The 16,854-nt window shown below is 63.4% G+C and carries 15 protein-coding genes; 12 read left to right on the forward strand and 3 right to left on the reverse strand.

From position 1 onward, the window contains the following. Positions 1–95: 95 nt before the first annotated feature. From KPL81_RS07335 to KPL81_RS07360, 6 genes are all read left to right on the forward strand, one after another. Positions 96–1,475, forward strand: coding sequence for an L-serine ammonia-lyase (locus KPL81_RS07335; protein WP_209476703.1), 1,380 nt, complete (start codon positions 96–98; stop codon positions 1,473–1,475). Positions 1,476–1,745: 270 nt separating this feature from the next. Next, the gene (locus KPL81_RS07340; RefSeq protein ID WP_219791252.1) at positions 1,746–2,519 is read left to right on the forward strand and encodes an ABC transporter ATP-binding protein; all 774 of its coding nucleotides are present in this window, start codon (positions 1,746–1,748) and stop codon (positions 2,517–2,519) included. Next, complete coding sequence (locus tag KPL81_RS07345) at positions 2,516–3,268, forward strand: ABC transporter ATP-binding protein (RefSeq protein WP_240549091.1); 753 nt, start codon at positions 2,516–2,518, stop codon at positions 3,266–3,268. The genes KPL81_RS07340 and KPL81_RS07345 overlap by 4 nt, the downstream gene beginning before the upstream one ends. Positions 3,269–3,462: 194 nt before the next feature. Next, positions 3,463–4,683, forward strand: a complete 1,221-nt coding sequence (locus KPL81_RS07350) for an ABC transporter substrate-binding protein (RefSeq protein WP_209476704.1) — start codon at positions 3,463–3,465, stop codon at positions 4,681–4,683. A 61-nt stretch (positions 4,684–4,744) separates the two neighbouring features. Beyond that, positions 4,745–5,632: a branched-chain amino acid ABC transporter permease gene (locus KPL81_RS07355; protein WP_209476705.1), complete on the forward strand. Its 888-nt coding sequence runs from the start codon at positions 4,745–4,747 to the stop codon at positions 5,630–5,632. Between the two features lie 4 nt (positions 5,633–5,636). Next, a complete protein-coding gene (locus KPL81_RS07360) occupies positions 5,637–6,620 on the forward strand; it encodes a branched-chain amino acid ABC transporter permease (RefSeq protein WP_219791253.1) in 984 nt (327 codons plus the stop codon). 62 nt (positions 6,621–6,682) lie between these two features. Here the strand turns inward: KPL81_RS07360 and KPL81_RS07365 are convergent, their stop codons facing one another. Then, positions 6,683–7,588, reverse strand: a complete 906-nt coding sequence (locus KPL81_RS07365; RefSeq protein ID WP_219791254.1) for a LysR family transcriptional regulator — start codon at positions 7,586–7,588, stop codon at positions 6,683–6,685. Positions 7,589–7,700: 112 nt separating this feature from the next. Between KPL81_RS07365 and KPL81_RS07370 the strand changes: the two genes are divergently transcribed. From KPL81_RS07370 to mtgA, 3 genes are all read left to right on the forward strand, one after another. Beyond that, positions 7,701–8,810 carry an S-(hydroxymethyl)glutathione dehydrogenase/class III alcohol dehydrogenase gene (locus KPL81_RS07370; RefSeq protein ID WP_219791255.1) on the forward strand — a complete coding sequence of 370 codons (1,110 nt, stop codon included), beginning with the start codon at positions 7,701–7,703 and terminating at the stop codon, positions 8,808–8,810. A 103-nt stretch (positions 8,811–8,913) separates the two neighbouring features. Beyond that, positions 8,914–9,768 carry an S-formylglutathione hydrolase gene (fghA, locus tag KPL81_RS07375; protein WP_219791256.1) on the forward strand — a complete coding sequence of 285 codons (855 nt, stop codon included), beginning with the start codon at positions 8,914–8,916 and terminating at the stop codon, positions 9,766–9,768. A gap of 24 nt (positions 9,769–9,792) precedes the next feature. Then, positions 9,793–10,503, forward strand: a complete 711-nt coding sequence (gene mtgA, locus KPL81_RS07380) for a monofunctional biosynthetic peptidoglycan transglycosylase (RefSeq protein WP_219791257.1) — start codon at positions 9,793–9,795, stop codon at positions 10,501–10,503. Between the two features lie 30 nt (positions 10,504–10,533). On the opposite strand, the gene KPL81_RS07385 is transcribed toward mtgA, so the two are convergent. Then, positions 10,534–11,448: a DMT family transporter gene (locus KPL81_RS07385; protein ID WP_219791258.1), complete on the reverse strand. Its 915-nt coding sequence runs from the start codon at positions 11,446–11,448 to the stop codon at positions 10,534–10,536. 214 nt (positions 11,449–11,662) lie between these two features. On the opposite strand from KPL81_RS07385, the gene KPL81_RS07390 reads away from it, so the two are divergent. From KPL81_RS07390 to KPL81_RS07400, 3 genes are all read left to right on the forward strand, one after another. Beyond that, positions 11,663–12,052: a DUF4168 domain-containing protein gene (locus KPL81_RS07390; protein ID WP_209476718.1), complete on the forward strand. Its 390-nt coding sequence runs from the start codon at positions 11,663–11,665 to the stop codon at positions 12,050–12,052. Between the two features lie 123 nt (positions 12,053–12,175). Beyond that, a complete protein-coding gene (locus KPL81_RS07395) occupies positions 12,176–14,086 on the forward strand; it encodes a DUF294 nucleotidyltransferase-like domain-containing protein (protein ID WP_209478521.1) in 1,911 nt (636 codons plus the stop codon). A gap of 3 nt (positions 14,087–14,089) precedes the next feature. Continuing rightward, on the forward strand, positions 14,090–14,815 hold the full coding sequence (locus KPL81_RS07400) for a 3'-5' exonuclease (RefSeq protein ID WP_219791259.1): 726 nt from the start codon (positions 14,090–14,092) through the stop codon (positions 14,813–14,815). 21 nt (positions 14,816–14,836) lie between these two features. On the opposite strand, the gene KPL81_RS07405 is transcribed toward KPL81_RS07400, so the two are convergent. Beyond that, positions 14,837–16,621, reverse strand: a complete 1,785-nt coding sequence (locus tag KPL81_RS07405) for a putative bifunctional diguanylate cyclase/phosphodiesterase (protein WP_209476722.1) — start codon at positions 16,619–16,621, stop codon at positions 14,837–14,839. Positions 16,622–16,854 lie beyond the last annotated feature (233 nt).

The raw sequence follows: 16,854 nt of genomic DNA on the forward strand, positions 1-16,854 counted from the left end.
TCATCAGTGCCGTAAAGGCAAACATGTTTTAGTCAGGCTGATGCATGAGCCGCATGAAGCGCATGGCGAACGACTGGCAGCAGACGAGGTAACGTATGGCAATCAGTGTCTTCGACCTGTTCAAGGTCGGTATCGGCCCCTCCAGCTCCCATACCGTGGGGCCCATGCGCGCCGCCTTCGACTTCGTTCAGGCACTGCGTGACGAGGACCAACTCGAGCGGGTGGCCCGTATCGAGGTGAGGTTGTACGGCTCGCTGTGCGCTACCGGCAAGGGGCATGGTACCGACCGCGCCGTGATCATGGGGCTGATGGGGGAACGTCCCGACCAGATCGATCCGGCGATCGTCGCGCCCTGTATCGAGGAACTGCTCGAGGCGAGCACGCTGATGCTCGACGGGCGCCTGGCGATCCCCTTCCTCTGGGCACGCGACATGCAGTGGTACGAGGAGTGCCTTCCCTACCACCCCAATGCCATGACGCTGATCGCCCATGGTCACGGTGGTGAGCTGTGGCGTAATACCTATTATTCGATCGGCGGTGGTTTCGTCGTCGACGAGGCCCAGGCCGAGCGCGGTGAGCTTGACCAGGACCACACCGCGCTGCCTTACGATTTCAACTCGGCCGCCGAACTGATGGCGCTGTGTCGCATGCACGACATGCGTATCAGCGAGCTGATGCTGGAGAACGAAAAGGCATGGCGCAGCGAAGCCGAAGTGCGTGATGGCCTGTGGCGGATCTGGCTGGCCATGCGTGCCTGCGTCGATACCGGCCTCGAGCAGGAAGGCGTGCTGCCTGGTGGGCTCAACGTCAAGCGGCGCGCGGCATCGCTGCACCGTCGGTTGCTGGCGGCGAGTGACGATCAGAGCTTGATCGCTACCACCTTCGGGGCAATGGACTGGGTCAATGTCTTCGCCCTCGCGGTGAACGAGGAGAACGCTGCCGGCGGGCGCATGGTGACCGCGCCGACCAACGGTGCGGCCGGCATCATTCCCGCGGTACTGCACTACTACATGAAGTTTCAGCCCGGCGCCTGCGAGCGCGACGTAGTGGACTTTCTGCTCGCGGCAGGGGCGGTGGGCATCCTGTGCAAGAAGAACGCCTCTATCTCGGGCGCCGAGGTCGGCTGTCAGGGCGAGGTCGGCTCGGCCTGTGCCATGGCCGCGGCGGGCCTGGCCGAGGTCATGGGCGGCAGCGTGGCGCAAGTGGAGAATGCCGCCGAGATCGGCCTGGAACATAACCTCGGGTTGACCTGCGACCCCGTGGGCGGCCTGGTCCAGGTGCCGTGCATCGAGCGCAACGCCATCGCCTCGGTCAAGGCGATCAACGCGGCTCAAATGGCTCTGCGTGGTGACGGCGAGCATTTCGTCTCGCTCGACAAGGCGATTCGCACCATGCGCGACACCGGACGCGACATGCAGGACAAGTACAAGGAGACGTCACGCGGCGGCCTCGCCGTGAACGCCATCGAGTGCTGATTCCTGCGACAGGCTCCTGAGGGGGCCTGATCCAATCCCCGCGCGATGCCCGATGGCATCGCGTTTTTGTTTGCACGCTATTGACATGGGGCTGCCTCTACGCCATTGGTCGAGTTCGACGTTTCTATGGTTGCCCCGCGAGTGTGTCTCCTCTAGCTTACGTTAACGTAAAGGTTAGAGTTCAGGCTGAACCAGCCACGAACCGCCGCCTTACACGACAACGACAATAATCAGCATGGGCCGCCGCGGGCGGTCCAGAGAGGACGTCACATGACCCAGGAGTTCATCCTCGAAACTCGCGGACTGACCAAGCAATTCCGCGGCTTCACGGCGGTGGACGACGTCAACCTACGGGTTCGGGAGGGGCATATCCATGCCTTGATCGGCCCCAACGGTGCCGGCAAGACGACCGTCTTCAACCTCCTTACCAAGTTCCTGCCGCCGACACGGGGCGAGATCCTCTACCGTGGCAAGGCCATCACCGGCATGAAGGCCAACGAGATCGCGCGCATGGGAATGGTGCGCTCGTTCCAGATCTCTGCGGTATTTGCCCACATGACGGCCCTGGAGAACGTGCGCGTGGCGCTGCAGCGACCGATCGGCACCTCGTTTCACTTCTGGAAATCCGAACGCAGCCTGGAACATCTCAACGCGAGAGCCATCGAGCTGCTCGACGAGGTTGGCCTACGTGAATACGCCGACGTGCTGACCGTGGAAATGCCCTACGGGCGCAAGCGGGCCCTGGAAGTGGCGACGACGCTGGCCATGGATCCGAAGCTGATGCTGCTCGACGAGCCGACCCAGGGCATGGGGGCCGAGGATGTCGATCGCATCGTCGAGCTGATTCGCCGCGTGGCCAAGGGGCGCACGGTACTGATGGTCGAGCATAACCTCAGCGTGGTGAGCCGCTTGTGCGACCAGATTACCGTGCTCGCCCGCGGTGCCGTGCTGGCAGAGGGCGACTACGAGACGGTTTCCGCCGATCCACAGGTTCGCGAGGCCTACATGGGCAGCGAGGCCGAGACAGAGGAGGCCAGTGCATGAATCAGGTCGTCGAACAGCCGACTCGCAGCGAATATCGCGATCACGATGGCGCCGAAATGCTGCGTATTCGTGACCTTCATGCCTTCTATGGCGAATCCCACATCTTGCATGGCGTCGACATGGAGGTGCGCCGTGGCGAGCTGGTCACGCTGCTGGGGCGCAACGGCGCAGGCCGCAGTACCACGCTCAAGGCGATCATGAACATGGTCGGTCGACGTACCGGCTCGATCATGATCAACGGCACCGAAACCGTTGGCATGAAGGCACACCGGATACCGCGGCTGGGGATCGGCTACTGCCCCGAGGAGCGTGGCATCTTTGCCAGTCTCGACGTCGAGGAGAACCTGCTGCTGCCGCCCACGGTACGCTCGGGCGGGATGTCGATCGACGAGATCTACGCGATGTTCCCCAACCTTTACGAGCGCCGTCGCAGCCAGGGCACCCGTCTCTCCGGCGGCGAGCAGCAGATGTTGGCCATGGCGCGCATTCTGCGTACCGGGGCACGCATGTTGCTACTCGACGAGATTACCGAAGGGCTGGCGCCAGTCATCGTGCAGAAGCTGGGAGAGGTGCTGGTGCAACTGCGCGACCGTGGCATGACCATCGTGCTGGTAGAGCAGAATTTCCGCTTCGCCGCACCGCTGGCGGATCGTCACTACGTCATGGAACACGGCCGCATCGTCGAGGAGATCAGTGCCGCCGAGCTGCCATCGAAGCGTGACCACCTCAATGCCCTGCTAGGAGTCTAGTCAGCCTGCTACGAAGCAAGTCCCGGTTCGCCATGCCCCGGCAGGCGGGCCGCTTGCCAAGACGCGCCTTGAAGGCGAAACAAGAACCACAACCGTCAATACGCAATCGCTAATTTCGAACTACCTAGAATTGCGACTTACCCGCAGTGCGCGTGACAACAACAACCCGCCCAGTTGGGCTATGGAGACGAACAATGACCTTCATCAAGAAGACACTCGCCAGCAGCATCGCCATTGCCGCCACCGCCGCCATGGCAACCACCGCCCAGGCGGAGATCAGCGATGGTGAGGTGCGCATCGGCTACCTCGCCGACATGTCGGGCACTTACCGCGACCTGGCCGGCCCGGGTGGCCTCGAGGCCCTCCAGATGGCCGTCGAGGACTTCGGCGGCAGCGTCGACGGCGCCCCGATCGAAGTGTTCAGTGCCGACGACAGCAACAGCGCTGACGTGGGTGCCAATACCGTGCGCGAATGGGTCGATCAGCGTAATGTCGACCTGGTCGCCGGCATGGTCGCCTCCTCGGTGACCATCGCCGTGACCAAGGTGCTCGAAGACAACGACGGTTTTGGTATCGTTTCCGGTTCGGCGGCGTCGAGCATCACCAACGAGCACTGCACGCCCAACCATATCCACTGGGTCTACGACACCTATCCGCTGGCCAACGGTACCGCGCGTGCCGTCGTCGAACAGGGCGGCGACACCTGGTTCATGCTGACCGCCGATTATGCCTTCGGCCATGCACTTGAAGGCGACGTGACCAAGGTGGTGGAGGAAAATGGCGGCGAGGTCATCGGCGGTGTGCGTCACCCGTTCCCGACCAACGATTTCTCCTCCTACATCCTCCAGGCCCAAGGCTCGGGGGCCGAGATCATCGGCCTGGCCAATGCGGGTGCCGATACCGTCAACGCGATCAACACCGCCAGCCAGTTCGGCGTCGTCGAGGCCGGACAGCAACTCGCCGGTCTGCTGGTATTCCTCAACGACGTCCACGCCATGGGCCTGGAGACTACCCAGGGCCTGCTGCTGACGACTGGCTGGTACTGGAACATGGACGATCAGGCGCGCGAGTGGGCCGAGCGCTACTACGAGCGCGTGGGCAGCATGCCGACCATGGTCCAGGCCGGTATCTACTCCAGCACCATGCACTATCTCCAGGCCGTCGAGGCGACCGGCAGCGACGACACCCAGACGGTGCGCGAATACATGATGAAGCAGCCGATCCACGACTTCTTCGCGCGCAATGGCCGCATCCGCGAGGATGGCCGCATGGTGCACGACATGTACCTGGCCCGCGTGAAGTCGCCGGAAGAGTCCACTCACGAGTGGGACCTCTACGAGATCCTGACTTCCATTCCCGCCGAAGAGGCATACCGTCCGCTCGCCGAAAGCCAGTGCGACCTGGTTCAGAACTGAGCGTGACACGAGACGGCGGCGGCCTCGGCCGCCGCCCCTCTGACGGCGAGGAGAATCCGACATGACGATGATATTCGGGGTGCCGTTGGCGGTGTTCATGGGCCAGTTGCTACTGGGTCTGATCAACGGCGCCTTCTACGCCCTGTTGAGCCTGGGCCTGGCGGTGATCTTTGGCCTGCTGAAGATCGTCAACTTCGCCCATGGGGCCATGTACATGCTGGGGGCATTCACCACACTGCTGGGGATGCAATACCTAGGCATCAATTACTGGGCTGCGCTGCTGCTGACACCGGTGGTGGTGGGGCTGGGCGGCATGCTGATCGAGCGCGTGCTGCTGCGACGCATCGCGCATCTCGACCATCTCTACGGGTTGTTGCTGACCTTCGGCCTGGCGCTGATCTTCGAAGGCTCCCTGATCAACTTCTTTGGCGTCTCCGGGGCTCGCTACCCCACGCCCGAGATCTTCCAGGGCGGCTTCCAGCTGGGCTTCATGTTCTTGCCCAAGTACCGGGCCTGGGTGCTGCTGGCGGCTATCGTCGTCTGCTTTGCCACGTGGTTCATCATCGAGCGTACACGTCTAGGCGCCTACCTCCGGGCCGGCACCGAGAATCCCTCGCTCATGCAGGCCTTCGGCGTCAACGTACCACTGCTGGTGACGTTAACCTACGGCTTCGGCGTGGCGCTTGCGGCTTTCGCCGGCGTGCTTGCTGCACCGCTCTATCCCGTGTCGCCGACCATGGGGTCCAACCTGCTGATCGTGGTATTCGCAGTGGTCGTCATCGGTGGCATGGGCTCCATCCTGGGGGCTGTCGTCACCGGACTCGCCATGGGGCTGATCGAAGGCTTGACCAAGGTGTACTACCCCGAGGCAGCCAATACCGTAATCTTCCTGGTGATGATCCTGGTGCTGCTGCTCAGGCCCGCCGGACTCTTCGGCAAGGAGGCATGACGCCATGGCCACGACTCAAACCTTGACCCCGTCGATGAAACGCGAGCGGCGTGCCAACCTGCGTCGCAACGCCTTCTACCTGGCGCTGATCGTCATCGGCCTGGTGGCTCCTTTCGCAGCCTACCCGGTCTTCCTGATGAAGATGCTGTGTTTCGCCCTGTTCGCCTGCGCGTTCAACCTGCTGCTGGGCTATGCCGGCCTGCTCTCTTTCGGTCATGCGGCTTTCCTGGCCACCGGGGGCTACGTGACCGGCTACTTGCTGTCGAGCTATCCGACGCTGACTCCCGAGCTCGGCATCCTGGTCGGTACGGCTGCTGCCGTGTTGCTGGGGGCCGTCTTCGGCGCGCTATCGATTCGGCGACAGGGTATCTACTTCGCCATGGTCACGCTGGCCCTGGCCCAACTGGTGTTCTTCTTTTATATTCAGGTACCCTTTACCGGCGGCGAGGATGGCCTGCATGGCGTGCCGCGCGGCCACCTGTTCGGCGTCATCGACCTGAACAACAGCTTGGCGATGTACTACTTCGTCTTTGCGGTGTTCCTATTCGGCTTCGCCCTGATCCAGCGCACCGTGCACTCGCCGTTCGGCCAGGTGCTAAAGGCGATTCGCGAGAACGAGCCGCGCGCCGTGTCGCTTGGCTACAATGTCGAGGCCTACAAGCTGGTGGCCTTCATCCTGTCGGCCGGCCTGGCCGGTCTGGCCGGCTCCACCAAGACGATAGTGTTCCAGCTCGCCTCGCTCACCGATGCCCACTGGCACATGTCCGGCGAAGTGATTCTGATGACTCTGCTGGGTGGCGTGGGCACACTCTTCGGCCCGGTCCTTGGTGCGGGAATGGTGGTTGGCCTGCAGCACCTGTTGTCGCAATCGCCGCTGGGCAACTGGGTCAGCCCGATCCTTGGCTTGATCTTCGTCGTCTGCGTGCTCAGTTTTCGCAGCGGTATCGTCGGAGAGGCCATCAAGATGTATCGCAAGAACTTCAAGTAAAGCGGCGCTTGAAGCCAAGGTTATCGGCAAGCCTCATCCTGGCGCCCTGCGGGGCGCCTTTTTTATTCTCGGCTCGTCGCGCAGGCTCGTGCCAGGGCGGCAGGCAGATGGTCGACCAGGTAGTCGACGAACTGTCGAACCTTGGCGGCATGCTGACGATGGCGCGGCATGACGGCCCAGACCCCCGCATCTCGACATTGGAAGCGGGACAGCACCTCGACCAGCTCGCCGCTGGCAAGATAGGGCATGACGTAATAATCGGGCAACTGCGCCACCCCCAGCCCCTTGAGCGCCGCATCGAGCAGCGCGAGCCCCGAATTGGCCTGCCAGGGCCCTTGCACGCGGACTTCACGGTGCAGCCCATCGATGTCGAAACGCCACACATCGCGTGAGCCGATCAGGCAACGATGATGGGCCAGTTCCGCCACTGAGTGCGGCTGCGATATGCCCTGGAAGTAATCGGGGGAGGCGACGATGTATTCGTGACGCTCGCACAAACGCCGTGCTACCAGGGAAGAGTCTTGTAGCGTGCCCATGCGAATGACCACGTCGTAACCTTCGTCGATCACGTCCACCTGGCGGTTGGTCAGGTGCAGGCGCATCTCGAGCTGGGGATGAAGGCGCAGGAAGTCGTTGATCAACGGGGCGAGGAAGCGTTCTCCGAAGGTGGTGGCACAGCTGAGCTGGAGCACGCCGTGGGGGCGCTCCTGCAGGCTCTGCAGGTCGTTCTCGGCTTCGCGGAAGCCATCGAGCAGTTCGCGGCAGCGCACGTAATAGCGCTCGCCGGCATCGGTGAGATGGATCTGGCGCGTGGTCCGGTAGAGCAGCGGCAAGCCCAGCTCCTGCTCGAGCTGCGCGACTTGGCGGCTTATGTGCGAGTTGGACACGTGAAGCTGTCGTGCCGCCGCGGCAAAGGTGCCCAGGCGAACCACCTCGACGAACGCCTCGATGCCATCCCAGTGAGCCATAAATGCTCCATTGTTGCTCAGTTGGAATAATGTTGTGTCGTTGTTTCTATATCATCATAGCCCTGGCCGCACCTAGACTGATAGTGCAAGTCATCATTATCAGGAGATCTGAATGAAGTCGCGTGCCGCTGTTGCCTTCGAAGCGGGCAAGCCGCTCGAACTCACCGAGATCGACGTCGAGAACCCCAAGGCCGGGGAGGTGCTGGTGCGCATCGCCGCGACCAGCGTCTGCCACACCGACGCCTTCACGCTTTCCGGAGCCGACCCCGAGGGCCTGTTCCCCTCGGTGCTGGGCCACGAAGGGGCCGGCATCGTCGAGGCGGTGGGCGAAGGCGTCACCAGCCTCGAGCCCGGCGATCATGTCATTCCGCTCTACACCGCCGAGTGCGGCAAGTGCAAGTTCTGCCGTTCGGGCAAGACCAACCTGTGCCAGGCGGTGCGCGCCACCCAGGGCCAGGGGCTGATGCCCGACGGCACCTCGCGCTTCTCGCTCGACGGCAAGATGCTGCACCACTACATGGGCTGCTCGACCTTCAGCGAGTACACCGTGCTGCCCGAGGTGTCGCTGGCCAAGGTGTCCAAGGAGGCGCCGCTGGACAAGATCTGCCTGCTCGGCTGCGGCGTGACCACCGGTATCGGCGCCGTGCTCAACACGGCCAAGGTCGAGCCGGGCTCCACCGTGGCCGTGTTCGGCCTGGGTGCCATCGGCCTGGCGGTGATCCAGGGCGCGCAGATGGCCAAGGCCAGCCGCATCATCGCCATCGACGTCAACCCGGACAAGTTCGACCTGGCGCGCCAGTTCGGCGCCACCGACTTCGTCAATCCCAAGGAACACTCGGATCCGATCCAGCAGGTGATCGTCGACCTGACCGACGGCGGGGTCGACTACTCCTTCGAGTGCATCGGCAACGTCAACGTGATGCGCTCGGCGCTGGAGTGCTGCCACAAGGGCTGGGGCGAGTCGGTGATTATCGGCGTGGCCGGGGCCGGCGAGGAGATCTCGACGCGGCCGTTCCAGCTGGTCACGGGCCGGGTGTGGCGCGGCTCGGCATTCGGCGGGGTGAAGGGGCGCAGCGAGCTGCCCGGTTACGTGCAGCGCTACATGGACGGCGAGATCAAGATCGACGAGTTCATCACCCACGACATGCCGTTCGAGCAGATCAACGAGGCGTTCGAGCTGCTGCACGCGGGCAAGAGCATTCGGACGGTGCTGCACTTTTGATAGGTGCCCGGTGCCGCGCCCATAATTAGCAGGCGCCTGGCGCCAGCTCTGACGAGCCGCCCAGCCGTATTCCGCTGGGCGGTGAAGGTAAGGAGATCGAACCATGACCATGACCGAGAACCTCGAGCCGATATCGAGCAACAAGAGCTTCGGTGGCTGGCACAAGCGCTACCGGCATCGCTCGCGGGCGCTGGACTGCGAGATGGAGTTCGCCATCTACCTGCCGCCGCAGGCCGAGACGGAGCGTGTGCCGCTCTTGTGGTGGCTGTCGGGGCTGACCTGCACCGACGAGAACTTCATGCAAAAGGCGGGCGCGCATCGCTTGGCGGCGGAGCTGGGCATCGCCATCGTCTGTCCCGATACCAGCCCGCGAGGCACGGACCTCCCGGGCGAGCACGACAGCTACGACTTCGGCTCGGGAGCGGGCTTCTACGTCAATGCCACCCAGGCCCCCTGGAAGCAGCACTACCGCATGTATGACTACGTGGCCGAGGAGCTGCCCTCAGTGGTGCGTCAGCACTTTCCGGTCAATGGTCGCGAGGCGATCAGCGGCCACTCGATGGGTGGCCACGGGGCGTTGATTCTGGCGCTGCGCCGTCCTGGGCACTACCGCTCGGTGTCGGCCTTCTCGCCGGTCGTCAATCCCACCCAGTGCCCCTGGGGGCGCAAGGCCTTTCGCGAGTATCTAGGTGACGACCCCGGCGCCTGGACGCAATACGATGCCTGCGAGCTGGTGGCCAAGGGCGCTTCGAGTCAGCATCTGTTCATCGATCAGGGCGAGGCGGACCAGTTCCTGGAGGAGCAGCTCAAGCCGGAGCGCCTCGAGGCGGTTTGTGAAGAGCATGATCACCCCCTGACGCTGCGGCGCCAGCCAGGGTATGATCACAGCTATTTCTTCATTGCCACCTTCATCGAGGATCACCTGCGCTATCATGCCGAGCATCTGCACAAGCATTGAGCGCTCCACCTGCCAGGGTGGGGCATGATCCAGGCCTGGCTGCATCGCGCGCTACGTTGGGCGGCCCTCGTCGGGGCCGCCTTCGTCGTACTGTCCATCGTCCTTGTGCTGATGCTGAGGTATGTGCCCGTCTATGGCTCCATGGTGATGCTGGAGCGCAAGGTCGAAGCATGGGCGGCTGGTGAAACGCTGCCCCTTCGTCATCAATGGCGGCCGTGGGCAGAACTCTCCGACCATGCCAAGTTGGCGGTGATCGCCGCCGAGGACCAGCGTTTCGCCCTTCATCACGGCTTCGATGTGGACGAGATACGCCGGGCCTGGGAAGCCAGCCGCAACGGGGCGACGCTGCGTGGGGCCAGCACCATCAGCCAACAGACCGCCAAGAATCTCTTCCTCTGGACTGGGCGTAGCTGGCTGCGCAAGGGGTTCGAGGCCTGGTTCACCGTATTGCTCGAGGCACTGTGGCCCAAGCAGCGCATTCTCGAGGTATATCTCAATATCGTCGAGTGGGACCATGGGGTGTTCGGCCTGGAAGCGGCCGGCCAGCACTATTTTGGCGTCTCGGCCGGGCGACTTAGCGAGGCCCAGGCCAGCCGGCTGGCAGCGATCCTGCCCAATCCCCGCCATTGGGACGCGACTCGCCCCGGTCCCCATGTCGAGCGTCGCAGCCAGTGGATTCGCCAGCAGATGCGTAACCTCGGGCCGGGATATCTCGAGCAACTCGCGGCAGATTGAGTCTCTCTGCTCCTACCGAAAGGCGAGGGCCTATCGGCGTGCCTGGCCGCGTGCCGCGAGCACCACACCCACGATGGTGATGGCCATGCCGACCAGCGCTGCCACCGGCAGACGCTCGTCGAACAGCCACCAGGCCTGCAGTGCCGTGACCGGGGGCACCAAATAGAACAGGCTGGCCACGCGCGAAGCCTCGCCGCGCCGGATCAGCGCCATCAGCAGCAGGATGGCGGCTATCGACAGCACCAGCACCAGCCAGCCCAGGGTCAGTACGAAGGTGGGCGTCCACTCGACATGACGTTCCTCGAGCCACAGGGCGCCGAGACCGAGTAGGACGCCGGCGGAGAGATACTGCACCACCGTCCCCGAGAGCAGCGGCATGCCGGTACAGTAGCGCTTCTGGTACAGCGTGCCCAGGGTGATTCCCGCCAGTGCAACCAGCACGCAGGCCAGCGCCTCGAGACCGAAGCCTCGGAACGAGGCCGTCCCCGGGTCGAGCTTGCTGCCCAGCACCATGGCGATACCGACTAGTCCGAGTACGAGCCCGAGCCACTGAATGGCAGTGATGCGCTCGCCCAGCAGCGGACCTGCCAGCGTAGCGGTCAACAGCGGTTGCAGGCCGACCAGCAGTGCCGTGAGGCCCGCCGGCATGCCCAGGTAGATACCGTAGAACACCCCGCCCAGATAGGCGGCGTGCACCAGCAGGCCCGATACGGCGATATGTCCCTTCAAGCGCCAGCCCTGCGGCCAGGTGGTGCCCATCAGCATGACCAGCGGAATCAGCAGGGCGAGGGTCAGCACGAAGCGAATGAACAGGAAGGTGAAGGGCTCGGCATGGGGCAGGCCGAACTTGGCGCCAATGAAGCCGGTGCTCCACAAGGCCACGAACAGCACCGGCATGCTGGCCAGCAGAGCGGCCTCGAGACGAGAGTTGGCGGATGACGACATGGCAGGGAAGATCCTTGTGCTCGGGCAACCAAGCGCTGACGATACTGAGTTGGTGGCGCAAGCGAAAGCTAGCAGGTTAACTTTTTACACTTGGTTGGCTGGGATTGATGCCAAGGGAGCACTTTTTTACATTTTCTTGCATAAAAATCTGAACTCCCATCGTTCCCCCTCGTCAGACTTCTTACATTCACGGCAACACCCTTGGAGGTATTACATGCAACGGATGACCGCACTGTTCTCGGCTGCCCTGCTCGCTGCCGGGCTGCTGACCGTACAGGCGCATGCTCAGCAGGACCCCGCCCAGGATCCGGCCGGTCAGCCGCAAGCGCAGGCACCCGCACAGGACTTCTCGGATGATCAGCTTCAGCAGTTTGCCGATGCCTCCCAGGAAATCGCCGTGATTTCACAGGAGTACACCGAGCGTCTGCATGCGGCAGAAGACGAGCAGGCCCAGCAGGAAGTGCGCATGGAGGCCAATGATAAGATGGTCGAGGTGGTAGAGCAGAACGGTCTTGACGTCGACACCTTCAATGCCATCGGTCATGCCATCCAGCAGGACCCCGAGCTGATGCAGCGCGTACAGGAGATGGCCGAGCAGTCGTAAGCCGGCCTTCCTGATGGCGAGAAAGGTCACCTGCGGGTGGCCTTTCTTGTGTCTGGCGTCGGCGGGCCCTTATGCTCAAGGCGCGGCATGACGATTGGCATCGACCCTGGGGGCCCTACCGAGATGGAAGCGGAACTACTCGAGATTCGGCAGCACATGGGGCGCTTCCCGCCCTTCGATGCACTCGACGACGACCTGCTCGACAGTATGGCCGGGCAGGTCGAGGTGGCTTATTTCAAGGCAGGAAGCGATATCCTCCAGCTCGATCAGGAGCTCCACGAGCTGTGTTACATCCGCAGTGGAGCGGTAGAGATTCGACGGCGCACGGGCGATCTCTACGATCGCCTGGGCGAAGGCGACATCTTTGGCCATTTCAGTCTGTTGAGAAACAATCGGGTACGCTTCCCGGCCCGGGCCCTGGAAGACACCCTGATCTACTACCTCCCCGAGACGGTCTTTCAGCACCTGTGCGAGGCCGACGAGCATTTCGCCGACTTCGTGGAGCTGGAGCGTCCACGACTGGAAGCGGCCGTGGAGGAGCACAAGAAAGCCAATGACATGATGATCACCCGGGTGCGCAAGCTGCTGACGCGCTACCCGGTGATGGTGGAAGCCAGCGCCACGGTACAGGAGGCAGCCCGCCAGATCACCGCGGCGCAGGCTTCGTCGGCGCTGATCCTCGATGAGCCCGACGACCCGCGTTACACCTTCAGCGACAGTCAGGACCGACCCTGGCGGCTACGCGGCATCCTGACCGACAGTGACTTTCGCACCCGCATCGTGGCCGAAGGGGTGTCGCCCGACACCCCCGTGGGCGAACTGGCGAGTGGCGGGCTGATCACCATTCAATCGGATGAGTCGGTACACGAGGCGATGCTGTGCATGCTGCGCAACAACATTCATCACCTGCCGGTGCTGTACCGTCGCCGGCCGGTGGGCATCGTGCATCTCTCGGATATCATTCGCTACGAGACCCACAGCAGCCTCTATCTGGTCAGCAACATCTTTCACCAATCCAGCGTCGACGGGCTGGCGCGTCTGGCGCCCGACGTGCGTGCCGCGTTCGTGCGCATGGTGGAGGAGGGGGCCAGTTCGCAGATGGTCGGCAGCGCCCTGTCGACTATCGGGCGCAGTTTCGCGCGACGCCTGCTCGAGTTGGCCGAGGAGGCACTGGGGCCACCGCCGGTGGCATACTGCTTCATGGTCAACGGCTCCATGGCACGCAACGAGCAGACCGCGGTCACCGATCAGGACAATGCGTTGATCCTCTCCGACGACTTCGAACCGGCTCGGCACGACGCCTACTTCCTCAGCCTGGCGCAGTTCGTCAGTGACGGTCTGGCGGCCTGCGGCTACGCCTACTGCAAGGGAGAGGTCATGGCGACCAATTCCCAATGGCGCCAGCCCTTGTCGGTATGGAAACGCTACTTTGAGGAGTGGATAGAGTCGCCGACCCCGGAGCGGCTCCTGCACTGTTCGATCTTCTTCGATCTCGACAGCGCTCATGGCGAAGAGGCCTACGTCGAGCAGTTGCAGGACCTGATCGCGAAGAAGGCGCCTAACAGCCCGCTGTTCCTTGCTGCCCTGGCGCGTAATGCGCTGAACCGTACGCCGCCGCTGGGCTTCTTCCGCACCTTCGTGATGGAGAAGGATGGCAAGCATAACAACTCGATCAATCTCAAGCGCCGGGGAACGGCGCCCCTTGTCGACCTGATCCGCGTGCATGCATTGGCGTGTGGCTCGCGTGCCCAGAACAGCTTCGAGCGGCTGGATGACATTGCCGCCACGCAACTATTGGCCCCCGGGGCGAGCGACAAGCTGCGCTATGCCATGGAGCTGCTCTCCATGGTGCGGATTCGCCATCAGGTGTTCGATCTGCAGCAGGAGCATGAACCGGACAACAATATCGAGCCCGAGAACGTTGCCGACAGCGAACGCCACCACTTGAAAGATGCCTTCCAGGCCCTGAGTCATGCCCAGAAATTCCTCAAGTATCGCTATCCGGTGCCGGCGCAAACCGGTCGGGCGCGCTGAGTCATGCTGTCCCATCGATTCACCTCACGCTCGCAAGGGCATGAATGGCCCTCCTACCTGCAGCGCCGGGCGGCCGAAACCCGGGCGCCCTTATTGAAGACCTTCTTCGCCGCGGACTGGCCGGCGCCCGAGACGCCCATCGCCGAGGCACCGCTGGTGGCACTGGATTTGGAAACCACCGGTCTCGACGTGCAGCGGCATGCCATCGTCAGCATCGGCCTGGTGCCCTTCAGCCTGCAGCGAATCCCCATGGCCGAGCGCCGCTATTGGGTCGTGCGTCCCAGCCGGCCGCTGTCCGAGGCCTCGGTCACCTATCACCACATTACTCACTCGGAAGTGGCCGAGGCCCCTGATCTGGAGGCCATCCTGCCCGAACTGCTCGAGGCCTTGGCGGGGCGGGTCGTCGTGGTGCATTTCCGCCACATCGAGCGGCCCTTTCTGGATGAGGCGATCAAGGAGAGGCTGGGAGAGGGGATTCGCTTTCCGATGATCGATACCATGTCGCTGGAAGCAAGGCTTCACCGGCTTTCGCTGTGGTCGCGAGTGCGGCGCTGGATGCGGCGTCCACCCGTGTCGATACGCCTGGGAGACAGCCGGCGGCGCTACGGGCTGCCCGACTATCAGGGGCACCATGCCATGATCGATGCCCTGGCGACGGCGGAATTGTTGCAGGCCCAGGTGGCGAGGCACTACGACCCCACGCTGCCCGTCAGTGCGCTGTGGACTTGACGGCTCGTCGCAGCGGGCGACTCACAGCCATAGCTCGGCGAAGGTGTCGCCGTCCACCGGGCGACCGAAGTGAAAACCCTGAACCCCGGTACAGCCCAGCGCACGCAGGGCCTCGGCCTGCTCGGCGGCCTCGACGCCCTCCGCCACCGTCAGCATGCCCAGGGTCTGGGCCATGGCAATGATGGTGGAAACGATGGCGTGATCATGACTGCTCTTGAGCATGTCCTGGACGAAGGACATGTCGATCTTGAGGGTGTCGGCGGCAAAGCGCTTGAGGTAGGAAAGTGACGAATAGCCCGTGCCGAAGTCGTCGATCGCCAGGCTGAAGCCCGCTTTGCACAGCGCCCGGGTAACGCGCACCGTCTGCTCGGGGTTGCGCATCAGGCCGCTCTCGGTGAGTTCCAGCCCCAACTTGCCGGGGGGCACGCGTGTCGCGATGCGCTGAATGTGTTCGGCCAGGCGGGGATCGTCCATCTGTTGAGCCGACACGTTGACACACAGCCGACCGGGGAACGGTTTGCCCTGGCGCTCCCAGGCCAGGAGCTGCTGACAGGCGGCCTCCAGTACCCATTCGCCCAGGGCACAGATCAAGCCCTGCTCCTCAGCCAGTGGGATGAAGGTGCCGGGGCTGACGTGGCCGAGGATCTCGTCATGCCAGCGGCACAGCGCTTCCGCTCCGGTCAGCTTGCCTGTCTTGAGGCTGAACTGGGGCTGGAAGGCGAGCGATAGCTTGCCCTTGGCCAAGGCCTCGCTGAAGCGCAGTTGCAGCAGCTCGTACTGGTGTAGCTCATCCGCCATGGTGGCGGTAAAGAAGCGGGTGCGGCTGCTGTCCCGCTTGGCATGGTTGAGCGCGATACTGGCATGCTGGAACAGCGACTGGGCCGTGTCGGCATCGCGGGGAAACAGTGCCGCGCCGACACTGGCGGAAATCGAGAAGCTACGCTCCGATAGTTGGATCGGTGCCGTGAGACTGTTGCGGTATCGCTCGATGGCGTGAGCCATGGCAGCCGGCCGGGTGTCGGTGAGCAGCACCATGAACTCATCGCCACCAAGACGGGCGATGAACTCTCCCGGCTCTGCCTGGGCGCCGAAGCGGCCGGCGATCTCGGCCAGTATGAGATCACCCAGTTCGTGCCCTTGGGTATCGTTGATCTGGCGAAAGCGCTGCAGGTCGAGATAGAGCAGACCCAGGCAGTTGTCACGCAAGCGGGCCTGCTCGCAGGCCTCCTCCAGGCGCTCCATGAAGTAACGCCGGTTGGGCAAGCCCGTGACGCTGTCCCAGTAGATGAGCTGCTGGATACGATAGTCGCTGCTGCGCCGCTTCTCCTCCTCGGCCCGCCGCGCCATCTCGGCGCCAGCCTGGGCTGCGGCGATACGCAGCACCTCCGGGGCATAGGCCGCCAGTTCGAGCGGATGGTTGGAGAGCACCGCCAGCAGGCCGACGAGGTGGCCTTGCGGCGCACGCAGTGGAATGCCCACGTAGCTCTCGACGCCCAGCTCTTCCAGCATGATATCGTCAGGAAAGCGTTGACGAACGTCGCCGGAGAACTCGCATACTTCGCCCTCGAGAACGTGCTCGCAGGGAGTGCCGGCCAGGGCATAGACCGAGGCTGGCTGAAACGAGCCCCGTGACCAGAAGGCAACGGTTCGGATCGAGGCATTATCGGAAAGCAGCTTTCCGATGAGCACGTGCTCCCCACCGAGTATCGTGGAGATGCGCTCGACCAGGTGATCGAACGCCTGGGGAGTGCCGGCCTTGCCCAAGCCATCGGCGAGCAGACGAAAGGCGTCTTCGGGTGCCATCATGGGCGAGAACGGTCCTTAGGCATAGTTGTAATGATCTACTCGAAATATGCCCGAAGCGATAGCGCGTTGCTAGTGGCCGATAGCCGCATGAAACACTTGACGGCGGCGGCTTTTTCATCCCGCTGAATGAGCCACCGTCGGGAGCGGCCAGTCGGATGGCGATGAAGGTTCGTCAAGAGGGGGGAGTGTGTCGCCCTCGGCGGCAGGCAGCCCCGTGGGCTGCCTGCCGTTCG

Origin of the sequence: Billgrantia antri (assembly GCF_019430905.1) — a bacterium.
GTDB lineage: Bacteria > Pseudomonadota > Gammaproteobacteria > Pseudomonadales > Halomonadaceae > Halomonas > Halomonas antri.